This window comes from Aquisalimonas sp. 2447, from assembly GCF_012044895.1.
Lineage (GTDB): Bacteria > Pseudomonadota > Gammaproteobacteria > Nitrococcales > Aquisalimonadaceae > Aquisalimonas.
The window spans coordinates 2,791,214-2,805,082 of the sequence record NZ_CP050695.1 but is presented as its reverse complement, the minus strand read 5'-3'; the positions used below and the strand labels follow the sequence as shown (position 1 = coordinate 2,805,082).

General features: G+C 66.6%; 10 protein-coding genes. 7 read left to right on the top strand and 3 right to left on the bottom strand.

The window, feature by feature from the left end; genetic code table 11:
• Positions 1 to 14: 14 nt before the first annotated feature.
• A complete protein-coding gene (locus KU884_RS13285) occupies positions 15 to 2,240 on the bottom strand; it encodes a methyl-accepting chemotaxis protein (RefSeq protein ID WP_167783064.1) in 2,226 nt (741 codons plus the stop codon).
• Positions 2,241 to 2,537: 297 nt separating this feature from the next.
• Between KU884_RS13285 and KU884_RS13280 the strand changes: the two genes are divergently transcribed.
• The 6 genes from KU884_RS13280 (at position 2,538) to KU884_RS13255 (ending at position 9,528) form a co-directional block, all read left to right on the top strand.
• Positions 2,538 to 3,056 carry a disulfide bond formation protein B gene (locus KU884_RS13280; protein WP_254432060.1) on the top strand — a complete coding sequence of 173 codons (519 nt, stop codon included), beginning with the start codon at positions 2,538 to 2,540 and terminating at the stop codon, positions 3,054 to 3,056.
• 149 nt (positions 3,057 to 3,205) lie between these two features.
• A complete protein-coding gene (gene mrcB, locus KU884_RS13275) occupies positions 3,206 to 5,449 on the top strand; it encodes a penicillin-binding protein 1B (protein ID WP_167783063.1) in 2,244 nt (747 codons plus the stop codon).
• Positions 5,442 to 5,933: a tetratricopeptide repeat protein gene (locus tag KU884_RS13270; protein ID WP_167783062.1), complete on the top strand. Its 492-nt coding sequence runs from the start codon at positions 5,442 to 5,444 to the stop codon at positions 5,931 to 5,933. The genes mrcB and KU884_RS13270 overlap by 8 nt, the downstream gene beginning before the upstream one ends.
• Positions 5,926 to 7,839 (top strand): ATP-dependent DNA helicase, encoded by a 1,914-nt coding sequence (locus KU884_RS13265; RefSeq protein WP_167783061.1) that lies wholly within the window; start codon positions 5,926 to 5,928, stop codon positions 7,837 to 7,839. Before KU884_RS13270 ends, KU884_RS13265 begins: the two co-directional genes overlap by 8 nt.
• A gap of 117 nt (positions 7,840 to 7,956) precedes the next feature.
• Positions 7,957 to 8,793: an HDOD domain-containing protein gene (locus KU884_RS13260; RefSeq protein WP_167783060.1), complete on the top strand. Its 837-nt coding sequence runs from the start codon at positions 7,957 to 7,959 to the stop codon at positions 8,791 to 8,793.
• A gap of 51 nt (positions 8,794 to 8,844) precedes the next feature.
• Complete coding sequence (locus KU884_RS13255) at positions 8,845 to 9,528, top strand: PilZ domain-containing protein (RefSeq protein ID WP_167783059.1); 684 nt, start codon at positions 8,845 to 8,847, stop codon at positions 9,526 to 9,528.
• A gap of 18 nt (positions 9,529 to 9,546) precedes the next feature.
• Here the strand turns inward: KU884_RS13255 and KU884_RS13250 are convergent, their stop codons facing one another.
• Both KU884_RS13250 and KU884_RS13245 read right to left on the bottom strand, forming a co-directional pair.
• The gene (locus KU884_RS13250; RefSeq protein WP_167783058.1) at positions 9,547 to 11,193 is read right to left on the bottom strand and encodes an acyl-CoA synthetase; all 1,647 of its coding nucleotides are present in this window, start codon (positions 11,191 to 11,193) and stop codon (positions 9,547 to 9,549) included.
• A 39-nt stretch (positions 11,194 to 11,232) separates the two neighbouring features.
• Positions 11,233 to 12,552 (bottom strand): dipeptidase, encoded by a 1,320-nt coding sequence (locus KU884_RS13245; RefSeq protein WP_167783057.1) that lies wholly within the window; start codon positions 12,550 to 12,552, stop codon positions 11,233 to 11,235.
• A 49-nt stretch (positions 12,553 to 12,601) separates the two neighbouring features.
• Between KU884_RS13245 and KU884_RS13240 the strand changes: the two genes are divergently transcribed.
• The gene (locus KU884_RS13240) at positions 12,602 to 13,828 is read left to right on the top strand and encodes a DUF418 domain-containing protein (RefSeq protein WP_371807938.1); all 1,227 of its coding nucleotides are present in this window, start codon (positions 12,602 to 12,604) and stop codon (positions 13,826 to 13,828) included.
• Positions 13,829 to 13,869: the final 41 nt, after the last annotated feature.

The window sequence follows — 13,869 nt, the reverse complement described above, 5'->3', positions numbered from 1 at the left end:
CAGCTCTTCCCTGGCTACGGCAGATGGATGACCCGGCACGCCCCCCAGTGACGGCCGTTTACGTAAATGGGCGCCGAGGTGTCGCGGGTCAGCACGATCTTCTCCCCCATGTTGCGCCGGTAGGCCTGTAACAGGAACGGCTCGCGGTTCTTCGCCGCGGCCTGGCCGACGCGATCGCCGTAGATCTGGCGATGGCGGGAGTTGGCCCGGTTCCAGTCCGGCTCGTTGAGGCGCTGCGGTTTCGACGTGTGCAGGTTGTGGGTGCCGATGTAGCCCTGGTCATCGGTGCAGCAGCAGGAAATGATCTTCTCGTGGGCTTCCAGAATGCCTTCCTGGATGGGCGGAAAGACGTCGTCGGTAATTTCCACGAAGCGCGTGGTGTACTGCTGGGGGTCGGTGTCCGGCACCGGGACGTAGTCCCGGTCGAAGACGTCGCTCTCACTGAGCCGGCCTTCGGCGATGGCCTGCTCCAGTGCCGAGCCAATTGCCCTGGCGCCGGCCTGGGCATGCGCGATGAATGGCCGGTCGGTCGTGTCCGCGCCGGTGCTGTTGCACACGTTCAGCAGTGTCTCGGCTGCGCGCAGGAGGTCATCCAGGTGCTGGTTGGTGTTGTCCAGGTCCGTGGCTGAGTGGTTCACCTGCTGCTGCAGATCCTCCAGGCCGCTGTTCACCTGGTTGCCGGTCGCTTCCATGGCCGTTGCCGCATCGCGTATGCGTGCTGATTCGTCGCGTACGGACGCGATGGCTTCCTCCATGGTGTCGAGAATGCCGTTGATATGGCGGCTGTCCTCGTCCACCTGTGCCGCACGTTGGCTGCCGTCGCGGCCACGGTGAACCAGCGCCTGGGTGCTTGCGGACAGACCCTGGAGGGTGCGTTCTATATCCTGAGTTGCCTCCGCCGTCTGGCCCGCCAGCGTGCCGATCTGCTCTGCCACAACCCCGAATCCCTGGCCGGCGCTACCGCTGCGCGCGGCTTCGATGCTGGCGTTCACTGCCAGGAGGTTGGTTTGCTTGGCGATTCCCGCGATACCGCCGGATGCCTTGCGAATGCGTTGAAGCGCTTCCTCGAAGGCGCCCAGACGCTGGGTCATATCCTTGACCTGGCTGGTCATGGTCTGCAGGCCGGAAACGGCTTCCCGTACTTCCGGTGCGGCTTCATGGATGGCGTTCACCGCCTGGTCCGCGGTCTCCCGCGCCGTTTCCGCGCTGGCATGGACCTGCTGGGTGGCGCCGGCGAGTTCCGCAGTCCTGCCGCCCAGCTCCTGCAGAACCTGGGTTTCGTTGTGAACCCGCTCCTGGACTCGGGCCGCATCGCCGGCGATGTCCGAAACATGGACCGCCAGCTCGCCGGTGGCCGCCGCCGTTTGCTGCACGGCTTCCTCCATGCCGGTGTCACCGGCGCGGGCGGTGCTCAGCTGGGTGACAGTCCCCTGGAGGTCACCGGCCCGGTCTCTTGCTCCCGTGAGTGCTTCCCGGGCGGTGGTCACGTCTCCGGCCATGCCCTGCAGACCCTCGACCACTTGGCGGCATTGCCGGTCGATGGCTTCCACGGAACCGTTGACCTCCGAGTAGGTCTCCTCCACCCGGGTCACGTCGCCGGCCACCGTGTTCAGCAGTGTCTGCATGGTGTCGGTGCCACTGCGAACGGTGGTGGTGATACTGCTGCACTCGCTGGCCGCGGAGATCAGGTGGCGCGCTTGCTCCCGCAGCTCGTCGAGGATGCCGCCAATGTCATCGGTGGCATCGCCGGCCTGCTTGGCCAGGACCTTCACGTGTTCGGCCACCACGGCGAATCCCCGCCCCTGGCCACCGGCGCGGGTGGCCTCGATGGTGGCATTCAGGGCCAACAGGTTAGTCTGCTTGGCAATGGTGGCGATGGTCTCGGCGGCACCGTCAACACCGTCCAGCGCCGACTCCAGTTCCGCCATTTGCTGTTCCGTGGCGGTGACGGTGTCCGTGAGCGCGGCGATGTCGTCCAGGGAGCGGCCGAGGGTCCGGTTGGAGTCGCTGACGGCGCCGCTGGCGCGGCGAGCCGCCCCGCCTGCGCTTCCCGCCGCCGACTCGGTGGTCTCGTTGGTGCCGACGAGTTGTTCGCCGTGCCCGAGCAAGGCCCGGAAGGCTTCGGTTTCCTGCTCCACCCGGGCGCTGACCGCCTGAAGGTCCTCCTGAACACGGCGCACGGTGTCCTGGAGACCATCAGTGTGCGATGCGACGCGACTCAGAAGGTCCGCGTTTACCATCCCTGCCGGTTGTTCCTGATCCTTTCGCTCCCTGGGACCTCTGCCAAACACGGGCAGGTGCATTGTTCGCTCCTCGCTGATCGGGTATGTCCTGCGGTCTGCGCCGCTTCCTCATTACAGTAACGGCGTTGCCGGCGAAACCTTGAGAGTTTCGTCACAGCCTGGTTGTCGCCGTGCGGTGTCAACTCGACCACGGCGTACCGCGCGTCGCAAAATCATCCTTGTGGAACGTGCCCGCTTTTGCGGGGCGGTGCGTCTGTTACGCTATGCGCCGAATGCGCCGCCGAAGTGACGACCATGCGTTCCATGTTTGCGACAAGTGAGACCCGTATGCGCCAGCGCCAGCGCTTTGGTCACGGTGTGGTCCTGCTGGCCTGCCTGCTGATCCTGGCGGGGGCGTACGGGCTTGAGTGGGTGGCGGGAATGGAGCCCTGTCCGCTATGCATGGTGCAGCGGCTCGTGTTTGTGGGTATGGCTCTGGTCGCCCTGGTGGGCTTTCTTCACGGCAGCCCCGGTTGGGGGCGTTTCGTGTACGCGGGGTTGAACACCCTGGTGGTGGCTTCCGGTGTGGCGGTCGCGGCGCGTCATCTCTGGCTGCAGAGCCTGCCGCCGGAGGATGTCCCGGCATGTGGCCCCGGGCTCGATTACATGGTCGACGCCTTTGGGTTCCTTGAGACCGTGCCCATGGTGCTGGCGGGATCCGGAGAATGCGCTGAAGTGCATGCTGTGCTGGGCGTTACTCTGCCGGGATGGACGCTGGGAGCGTACGTGCTTCTGGGCCTGTGGACTCTCGCCATGACCCGGCGCCCGCGCTAGCGTCCTGTCCCGCCATTCCGGCGCGCTGACCCGCGCCATGCCCCGGCACCATTATCGACTGACACGGATCCAGCAAACGCCCGATGCCGCGCAAGCCCGCCAGACAATCCCGGTCCCGCTCCCGGCGCCGCAACCCTTTGCGATCATGGTTGGTCGGCGGTCTATGGCTGGTGCTGGTGGCGGCAGGGGGCTATGTCGCCTGGTTGGACTACCAGGTACGCAGCCAGTTTGAAGGCAAGCGCTGGTCGGTGCCCGCGACGGTCTATGCACGACCGCTGGAGTTGTATCCGGGGTTGGCGCTTTCCCGGGACGGGCTGCTGGCGGAGCTGGATGCCGCCGGCTACCGTCCTGCAGCCGGCGGTCAGCGCCCCGGCACCTGGGCGCAGGACGGAGATCGCCTCCGGCTCACCACCCGGGCGTTCGGGTACTGGGACGGTAGGGAGCCTGCTCGCACTCTGGCGCTGCGTTTTGCTGACGGGCGTCTGCAGTCCCTGCGGGATCCGGATTCCGGCGAGCCAGTGGACCTCGCACGGCTGGATCCGGCCACCATTGGTGCCATCGCCCCGACCCGCCGGGAAGACCGGCTTCTGGTACAGCTGGATGACGTTCCGGTGTCACTGATCGGTGCGTTGCTGGCGGTGGAGGATCGCCGCTTTCACCGCCACTTCGGCGTCTCGCCGTCGGGGATCGCCCGGGCCGCCATGGCCAATATCCGTGCGGGGCGCATCGTCCAGGGTGGCAGCACCCTCACCCAGCAACTGGTCAAGAATCTTTTCCTCACCGGCGAGCAGACCTTCACCCGCAAGGTCAACGAAGCCATCATGGCGGTGCTGCTGGAACTGCGCTACGACAAGCGCGACATTCTGGAGACCTACCTGAACGAGGTCTTCATCGCCCAGGACGGCGACCGCTCCGTGCACGGTTTCGGCCTGGCCGCGCAGTACTTCTTCGGCGAGCCGCTGGACGCCTTGCGCATCGATCAGCAGGCGCTGCTGGTGGCCATGATCAAGGGGCCGAGCTATTACAATCCGCGTCGCAACCCCGAGCGTGCCCGGCAGCGGCGGAATCTGGTTCTGGGGGTCATGGCCGATACCGGTGTGATCGAAGCAGACGTCGCCCGCACCGCCCGGCAGCGGCCGCTGGATGTCCTGGAGCAGCGCCGCCAGCCCCGGCACGACTACCCGGCATTCATGGATCTGGTGCAGCGCCACCTGCAACGGGATTACCGCCGGGAGGACCTACAGAGCGAGGGCCTGCGGGTGTTCTCGACGCTGGCACCCACTGTCCAGCATGCCGCGGAGGAGGCGGTAACCCACCGTCTGGACCGCAGTGGCGACGCCCTGGAGGCGGCGGTGGTCATGCTGGATCTCGATGCCGGCGAGGTGTCCGCGCTGGTGGGGGGCAGGGACCCGGGTTTCGCCGGGTTCAACCGCGCACTGGATGCCCGGCGCCCCATCGGCTCGCTGATCAAGCCCGCCGTGTACCTGGCAGCGTTGGAGCGACCTGCGGCATGGGGGTTGGGCAGCGTGCTTGACGACACGCCGCTGCGCATCGAGGACGAACGGGGCAACGAGTGGGCACCCCGGAATTTCGACGGCGAGTTCCGCGGTGATGTCCTGTTGGTGGACGCGCTCGCCCACTCGTATAACATACCCGCCGTGCGGCTGGGTCAGGAAATCGGCGTGAACGCCGTGACCAGCCTCGTGCGGCGCCTGGGACAGAACGCACCGCGGCGCGCCTATCCGTCGTACATGCTCGGAACGGCGGAGCTCTCGCCCATGGAGGTGGCCGGCATGTACCAGGTATTCGCCAACCAGGGGTTCAGTACGCCGCTGCGCTCCGTTCGTGCGGTTACGGATGCTGCGGGTGAGCCGTTGAGACGCTACCGCCTGTCCACCGAGCGGGTGGTGGACCCGGAACCGATGTACCTGCTGAACCACGCCCTGGGCGAGGTCATGCGTGAGGGCACTGGCCGGAACGCCCGGGCAACGCTGCCGGCGGGAATGACGGTGGCCGGGAAGACCGGGACTACCAATGATTACCGGGATAGCTGGTTCGCCGGGTTCAGCGGGGACACGCTGGGTGTGGTGTGGCTGGGCCGGGATGACAATGCGGGTATCGGGCTGACTGGTTCCAGCGGCGCACTGGGGATATGGGCGGATGCGCTGTCTGCCACTGCTGTGCGCGGGTTTCAGCCGACGCGCCCGGAGGGTGTGAAGCCGCTCTGGATTGACCAGGACACCGGGGCGCGCAGCCATCAATCCTGCAGTGGCAGTCGTGAACTGCCTTATGTGGTGGATCACGCCCCCGAAGAGTGGACGGAATGCGGTCGTCGCAGCGGTGATGATAACGGCGGTGGTGGCGGCCTTCTGCAAAGGTGGTTCGGTGACTAGCAACAGATCGGGTCTGCGTCTACTGCTGTTGTTCCTCGTGGTCCTTCTCGCCGGCTGTGCGGTGCTGGAGGAGCCTTCGGAAGAAGCCGGGGCGCCCGGGCCGGAGCCTCGTGAAGAGGCCACTCCCGCGCCGGATGACGAACCCGGAACGGCGGCGGTGGAACGGCTTATGATCGAGGCCCGCGACGCCTCCAACGACGGCGACCACGAGCGGGCCGGCGCCCTGCTGGAACGCGCCCTGCGCATTGCCCCCGATAGCGCCGTGCTGTGGCACAACCTGGCCATCGTGCGCTATCGGGAAGAGGCCTATGACCAGGCAGAGCAGCTCGCCCAGCGCTCCCTGAGTCATGCCGACGGCAATGCCGAGCTGCAGCGACGCAACTGGGAGATCATCGCCGTCAGCCGGCACATGAACGGTGACGCTGATGGCGCCGAGGCTGCCCGATCCCGTGCCGCCGGGCTCCAGGAGGCCGGCGGTGACTGACGTTGATCACCATCTGGGCCCCGATGGCGTGCTCGCTGACATTGTGCCCGGTTTCCAGTCGCGGGATGAGCAGCGGACCCTGGCCCGCGGCGTGGCCCAGGCCATCGAGGCCGGGGAGAACCTGGTGGCGGAGGCGGGCACCGGCACCGGCAAGACCTTCGCCTATCTGCTGCCCGCGCTGCTCTCCGGCAAGCGGGTGATCGTCTCCACCGGCACCAAGACCCTGCAGGACCAGCTCTACCGCAAGGATCTGCCGATGCTGCGGGAGGCGCTGGACCTGCCGGTGCGTACTGCGCTGCTGAAGGGCCGCAGCAATTACCTTTGTCTCTACCGCATGGAGCAGGCCGAGGTGGATGCCCGCGGCGAACATCCGGAAACCCACGAACAGCTGCGGTCGATCCGCGCCTGGTCGGCGGTGACGGCCAGCGGCGATATTGCCGAACTGGACCAGGTCCCCGCCGACGCACCGGTGTGGGCGCGAGCCACCTCGACGGCGGACAACTGCCTGGGACAGGAGTGCCCGGCCTTCGACGACTGCTTCCTCATGACGGCACGCCGCCGGGCCCAGGAGGCGGACCTCCTGGTGGTCAACCACCACCTGTTGCTGGCCGACATGGCGCTGAAGGAGGGCGGGTTCGGCGAAGTGCTGCCGACTCCGGACGCCTATGTCCTGGATGAGGCCCATCAACTGCCGGAGGTGGCTGCGCAGTTCTTCGGCCTGGCGGTGAGTAGCCGCCAGTTTCAGGAGCTGGTACGCGACAGCCAGGCCGAGTATCTGCGCGAGGCGGGAGACCAGCCGGCGCTGCCGGACGCCCTGGACGCTCTGCGCAAGGCGGCCATGGACTTTCGCCTGCTGTTGGGGGAAGCCGGTCAGCGGGCCGCCTGGGCGGTTGTCAGCGGCAAGGAGGCGATTCAGGCCGGGCTGGACGAACTGCGCCGGGCGACCGCGGACCTGACTGCCATCCTGGAGACGCTGGCCGAGCGCGGGCGGGGGCTGGAGAACTGCCACCGGCGCGCGGTGGACATGGTGGCGCTGCTGGATCGCTTCGCCGACGGCGACAGTGATGCCTTCGTGCAGTGGTACGAGACCTATGCGCAGTCGTTCATCCTGCGCCTGACGCCGCTGGATGTGGGGCAGCAGTTCCAGAGCCGGATGCAGCGTCATCGCGCCGCCTGGGTGTTCACCTCCGCGACCCTGTCGGTGAACGGGGGCTTCGGTCACTTCCGCGGGCGCCTGGGGCTGCCCGAGGAGACCCCGGCACTGGCCGTGGACAGTCCCTTTGACTACCGTAACAACGCGTTGCTGTATGCCCCCGCCGGTATGCCTGAGCCAAACACCCCGGCCTTCGGGGCTGCGTTCCTGGAGCGGGCGGAGGAGGTGATCCGCGCCAGCGGTGGCCGGGCATTCGTGTTGTTTACCAGTCACCGCGCCCTGCGTGAAGCAGCCGATCGGTTCCGCGATCATCTGCCTTACCCTGTGTTCGTCCAGGGCGACGCCTCCCAGAACCGTTTGCTGGAACAGTTCCGCGCGGCGGGCGACGGCGTGCTTCTCGGAACCAGCAGCTTCTGGGAGGGTGTGGATGTCAAGGGCGAGGCGCTGTCGGCGGTGCTCATCGACCGGCTCCCGTTCGCCGCACCTTCCGATCCGGTCACCCAGGCGCGGATTGACTACCTCAAACGCAACGGCGGCAATCCTTTCCGCGATTACCAGCTACCCCAGGCGGTCATTGCCCTACGCCAGGGCGTTGGGCGGTTGATCCGCGATCATGAGGACTTCGGTGTCCTCATGATCGGTGACCCGCGGCTCACCGCAAAGCCCTACGGCAGGCAGTTCCTGAACAGTCTCCCGCCCATGGGCCGAACGCGGGACATCAACACCGTGCGCATGTTCTTCGGCAATGACTGATTCGCGGACACGCCGCAGTTCTGCATGTGGTGCGGCTTTATGGGACACTGAAACATGGCTGGCCGGTCGTTTGGTCGAGGGATGTCGTGCCGGAGGCTTCGGGGGGTGTCGAGGAACATGATTGCGGAGGATCTGGCGACCTTGCGCCAGGAGGTTGCTGCCGGGCGCGTCAGCTTGCCGGGGGCGTCCCAGGCGATGGGGCGGGTGCGCCAGGCGCTTACCGCCGAGGAGCCCGATCCCCGTGTGGTCGCCGACATGATCCGTCAGGACCCCGGGGTGTCGGCGTACGTCATCAAGACGGCCAACAGCGTTGCGCAACGGGGCGGCGTCGACACCGGGACGGTCTCCGGCGCACTGCAGCGCCTGGGGCTGAATCTCGTCGGCGTGCTGGTGACCAATTTCGCCCTGATGCAGATGGTGCATCGCATTCGCGGCCCCTATCGTGCCAGCGTGCTGGAAATCTACCGGCACAGCCGCGAGGTGGCCGTGCATTGCCACGCGCTGGCCCGGTCCTCTGCGCGGGTGGCCTCCGAGCGCGCCCTGTTGGCCGGGCTGCTGCACGATGTCGGCAAACTGGCGACCCTGCATTTCGCCAGCAGTCACAACTGGCTCGGTGACGACTGGCCGCGGTTGCAGGCGCTGCTGGAAGAGGCACATCCGGAAGTCGGGGCGGCGCTGCTCCGTGAGTGGCGGTTTCCCGAGTCGGTAGCCGTGGCAGTCGCAGAGCACGAGAACTGGCTTCGACCGAGCGGCGATGGCGAGGCGGACCTTGCAGATGCGGTGATTGCGTCTCAGTTCGACCTGCGGCGGGACAGCGAGCATCCCATGGGGGATCTGTCCCCGCAGCGGCTGCCGAGTCTGGAGAGGCTGGGTGTGCCGCCGGATGTCCGTTTCCGGGACTGGCCTGCATTCGCCCGCCACTACGAGCAAAGTCGCAGCCTGCTGGCGCTGTGAACGATCCCGGTGGCGACAGGGCACGAGACGGCAACGCAGAGAGGAGGCCGCATGGCCGAGACCAACGAGAACGAACAGCCGTCAGCCGAGCATGATTCTCCGCCGCATCGCCACTCCCGCCGGCTGGACCTGCGTCCCGGTCACGAGATCCAGATCCAGGCGATGAACAGCAAGGCCAAGATCGTGACCCGCTACGTCGGCCAGTGCGCAGCCAGTTACCTGATCGTGCGCAATGGTGCCGGGAGCGACGACAGTATCGAGCGCATGCGTTTCATGCAGGACGAAATGGCCCTGGCCCGGTTCGTTCTCGACGGCGTGGCTTTCGGCTTCCGTTCGCCGGTGCTTTCCGTGCACCGCGTTCCGGAGACGTTGCTGTACTTGAAATGGCCCGACGAAGTGGCGGAGCACGCCATTCGTTCGGCGATGCGGGTGCCGTGTTTCGCCGCCGCGCGGGTGGAGGTTGATCGCCAGGTTCTGCAGGCCGCGCTCACGGACATCAGCGCCACCGGCTGCCGGGTCGATCTACTGCACGTGGATGCCAGCGCCATCGCCGAGGGCAAGCAGGTGGTGATCTGGGCGTATCTACCCGGGCAGAGCGAGCCGGCGGAGATTCGCTGCGTCGTGCGACGCAGGCAGACCCCGGGTGATTCCCGCCTGGTGCTCGGTTTGAGCTTCGACACCCCGCAGCATGCCCTGGTGGACAAGCTGCGGGCCTATCTGCCGGAGATGGATTAGCCGCCGCAGCGCGCTGTCCTAGCGCACCGCGTTGTCGTCGCCCAGTTTCTCCGTGTGTTCCCGCAGGACGAACTTCTGGATCTTGCCCGTGGAGGTCTTGGGCAGATCCTGGAAAATGACGTGACGGGGCAGTTTGAAGCCGGCCAGATGCTCGCGGCAGAAGGCGATGATGTCCTTCGGCGCCGGTGTCTCCATATCCGGGCGCGGTGTGATGAAGGCGCAGGGCGCCTCGCCCCAGCGTTCGCTGGCGGCGGCCACCACGGCACACTCCAGCACCGCCGGGTGCCGGTAGAGCACCTCTTCAACCTCGATGGTGGAGATGTTCTCGCCGCCGGAGATGATTACGTCCTTGGCGCGGTCGCGGATCTCCAGGTAGCCGTCCGGGTGCCACACGGCCAGGTCACCCGTGTGGTACCAGCCTCCGCGGAAGGCCTCGTCGGTGGCCGCCGGGTTCTTCAGATAGCCGCTCATGACGCTATTGCCGCGCACCATGATCTCTCCCATGGTGGCGCCATCCTGCGGCACGGGGGTCAAGGTGTCCGGGTCGGCCACCATGCTCTCCTCGATGCTCAGGTAACGCACGCCCTGCCGCGCGGTCTGGCGTGATTTCTCTTCCAGGGACAGATCGTCCCACTGGTGCTGCCAGGCGCAGTAGTGGGACGGTCCGTAGGTCTCGGTGAGGCCGTACAGATGCACCACGTGGATGCCGATACCCTCCATGGCGCCGATCACCGCCGAGGGCGGGGCGGCGCCGCCGGTGTAGGCGGTGACGCTGTGGTCAAAGCGGGCGTTCGTGGCCTCCGGGGCGCTTGCCAGGGTGTTCAGCACCAGCGGGGCACCGCAGAAATGGCTGACCCGGTGGCGCCCGATGGCATCGAAGATGGGCCCCGGTTCCACCCGCCGCAGGCAGACACTGGTGCCCGCCACCGCCGGCAGTGTCCAGGGGAACCGCCAGCCGTTGCAGTGGAACATGGGTAACGTCCACAGGTAGACGGGATTGCGCCCCATGTCGCAGGCAATGATGTTGCTGAAAGCACCTTGATGCGCGCCACGGTGGTGGTAGAGCGCTCCCTTGGGGTTGCCGGTGGTCCCCGAGGTGTAGTTCAGTGAAATGCTGTCCCACTCGCTGGCCGGCCACTGCCAGCGAAAGGCCGGATCACCCTCGGCGAGCAGCGCTTCGTAGTCCACGGTGCCCAGCTGCTCACCGCCCGGGCCCACAGGGTCATCCACATCCACCACCAGGGGCTGCCGTGAGCAGCGGTCCAGCGCGTCCCGGATCACCGGGGCGAACTCGGTGTCGGTGATCAGCACATCGGCCTCGCCGTGGTCGAGGATGAAGGCGATGGTGGCCGCGTCCAGGCGGATGTTGATGGTATTCAGCACGGCGCCCGCCATGGGTACGCCGAAGTGCGCCTCCAGCATGGGCGGGATGTTCGGCAACATCACCGCCACGGTCTGTCCCGCACCGATGCCGCGTTGCTGGAGGGCAGAAGCCAGGCGGCGGCAACGGCGCTCGTACTCGGCGTAACTAGTGGTCTGGTCGCCATGGATCACTGCGGGGTGATCCGGGTAGACGGATGCCGCCCAGTCCAGCAGTGACAGTGGCGTAAGGGGCACCTGGTTGGGTACATCCCCGATGGTGCTCGTTACGGTGTTATTCGTCATGGCATCTTCTCCTCCGATTGGTACCGTTTCTTTTGCTGTCTAGTCGGCCGGCATGGGCTCGGCAAGGGGGTCGCAGAGGTCCGCGGCCAGCGCCCCGTCGCCGCCGGGCAGCACGGTGGCGAACAGGCGGCACGTGTTCGCCCCCATGATTCCGCGCACCTGCTGCTCGCTGAAAGGTTGCGGACCCCTGCGCAGCAGGGTGGTCAGCACGTCCAGGTGCGTGACTTCGATCATGGGGGTTACCGAGCCATCGTAGTCGGAACCGATGGCCACGTGGCGGGTGGGTTCGGCGACGCCCATGTCCTCGGCGATGGCGGTGATGTGCTGCATGGCCGCCTGCACCCGCCAGACGCTGGGGCCGATGGCCTGGGGCCAGAAGCCGATGCCGATGACACCATCGGCATCGATCAGGTGGCGGATATCGTCATCCGAGAGGTTCCGGTCCGGACGGCAGGGCGCTTCGCAGCCAGCACGCACGCCCGTGTGGGATACGGTGACCGGGTCATCCAGGTAGGCTGTTGCGTCGCGTAGTGCCGCGCCGGAGATGTGGGCCAGATCCACGACCATGCCCAACTCCTGGGCGGCGCCGATGGCGTCGTGTCCGTGCTGTGTCAGGCCGTGGCGTTCGCATCCCTCATTGGAACCGGCGAGGTGATTGTCGAAGCGGTGCACGGGCGCAAACAGGCGAACTCCAGCGTCGTGCAGAGCCGCCATTTCCCGTCGAACGGCCGCGGAGTCCCAGCCCGGCCCGCCGATCCAGTGACCACCCTCGATGCCGATGATCCCGCCGATGACCGCCTTGCCTGCCGCACGGTCGGCCACCAGGTGCTCCAGGTCCGCCGCGGTCTCGATAAGCCGCAGTTCGGGCCCTGGCCCGGCCCGGGACCGCTCCGCTGCATCCTTGAAGCGATTGATCTGGTACATGGCGCGCTCGCGCAGGGGGCCGGCGGGGCGGCCCTGCATGAAGAACAGCGCCGTGTTGGTGTCCGGTGACCGCCCGCTGACACAGTCCATCCACGGCCAGTTGATGGGGCTCCTGGTGACGATGGTGAATACCTGCAGGGCAACGTTGCCCTCGTCGAGCCGGGGCACGTCGGCATGGCCGAAGACCGAGCGCTCCAGCAGATCGCGCTCCCACTTGAGGGTGTCGATGTGGAGATCGGCCACGAACATGTCGGCATGCAGTGCCCGATCGGTGGCGTCCGGTTCCGGCGCATCTGCATCGATGCCGTAGGGGTTCATCATGCGGTCGTACTGGCCCGCCAGGTAGTAGAGCCCCGCCGCGTACTGGGTGTAGACCACATAGCCCAGTGTGACGAGCGCCAGGCAAACAGCGATAATGACGGTATGCTGACGCAAACGCCGGCCCCCTGATAATGCTGAGTTACCCGCCGCCCGGAGCAATATCGTGACCCAGGTCGTGACCCATCATGCCACAGCAGCGCCGTCGGGCAGCGACAGCGTGCGCCTGCCGGTGCTGGATGTTCTCCGGGGCGTGGCGGTCCTTGGCATCCTGTTGATGAACATCCAGTCCTTCGGGCGGCTTTCCAGCGAGTACCTCAACCCCAAGGCGCTGGGGGAGCCGCCGCCGCTGGACTGGGCCGTGTGGATCATCAACCACGTGGTGGCGGACGGCAAGTTCATCGCCATGCTCACGGTCCTGTTCGGCGCAGGTATCGTGATCATGGGCGGCAATTCCCGCGAGACGGCAGATGCCTTCCAGCAACGGTTCCAGCGGCGCATGGCATGGCTGTTTCTCTTCGGCCTTGCCCACGGCATGTTCCTGTGGCCCGGTGATATCCTTGCCGCCTATGCCGTGTGCGGGGCCATTGCCCTGCGGCTGCGCCACCGACCCACGGCGGATCTGGTCTGGCTGGGGGTGCTGTTGCTCGCGGCGATGACCGTTCTGTGGATGGTGTTCAGCGCCGTACTGGTGTTCGCCCTGCCGGTGGACTGGATCGTGCACCTGGCAACGCGCTTCTGGGTGCCCCACGCCGAGCTCGTCTACGCGGAGATGGAGCGATTGACCACGGGTTGGCTGGGCAGTGCCGGCGAGCGGGCGTTGAATGCCCTTGGAGCGCAGGCGTGGATGTTCGTCTCCGACCGCTTCTTCAGCATGCTGGCGATGATGCTGTTCGGCATGGCGCTGGTGCGCACCGGGTTTCTCACCGGTCAATGGTCTGTTTCCAGCTACCGCCGGGTGGTGGTGGCGGGGTTGGGCGTCGGCGTCCCGGTGGTGCTGGCCGGCCTGTGGTTCAATGAGGTGGTCAGCTGGGACTTCCGCTATTCCATGTTCCTGGGCCGCGTCGCCAATCACTGGGCCAGCATCGCCATTGCCATCGCCTGGATTGCCCTTTTCATTCTTCTGGTCAAGCAGGACGCCCTTGGCGCCGTCGGTCGATGGCTGGAGGCCGTTGGCCGCATGGCCATGACCAACTACCTTGGCCAGTCCATCATCTGTGTGCTGATCTTCTACGGCATCGGTCTGGGCCTGTTCAGTCGCCTGGGTTATCTCGAGCTGCTCGCGGTGGTGCTCCTGATCTGGGCCTTTCAGATTGCCTTCTCCCTCGGCTGGCGGAGCCTGTTCACCATGGGGCCCTTCGAGGCGCTCTGGCGGCGGCTGGCCAACGGGTGAGCTAGCGTGGCGTGGTGTCGCAAACAGCATGGTCGCTGCCG

Excerpts from the sequence above, each read along its gene's own strand:
- KU884_RS13285 (WP_167783064.1), bottom strand. The coding sequence starts at position 2,240 with ATGGTAAACGCGGACCTTCTGAGTCGCGTCGCATCGCACACTGATGGT.
- KU884_RS13260 (WP_167783060.1), top strand. The coding sequence starts at position 7,957 with ATGATTGCGGAGGATCTGGCGACCTTGCGCCAGGAGGTTGCTGCCGGG.
- KU884_RS13250 (WP_167783058.1), bottom strand. The coding sequence starts at position 11,193 with ATGACGAATAACACCGTAACGAGCACCATCGGGGATGTACCCAACCAG.
- KU884_RS13255 (WP_167783059.1), top strand. The coding sequence starts at position 8,845 with ATGGCCGAGACCAACGAGAACGAACAGCCGTCAGCCGAGCATGATTCT.
- KU884_RS13280 (WP_254432060.1), top strand. The coding sequence starts at position 2,538 with ATGCGTTCCATGTTTGCGACAAGTGAGACCCGTATGCGCCAGCGCCAG.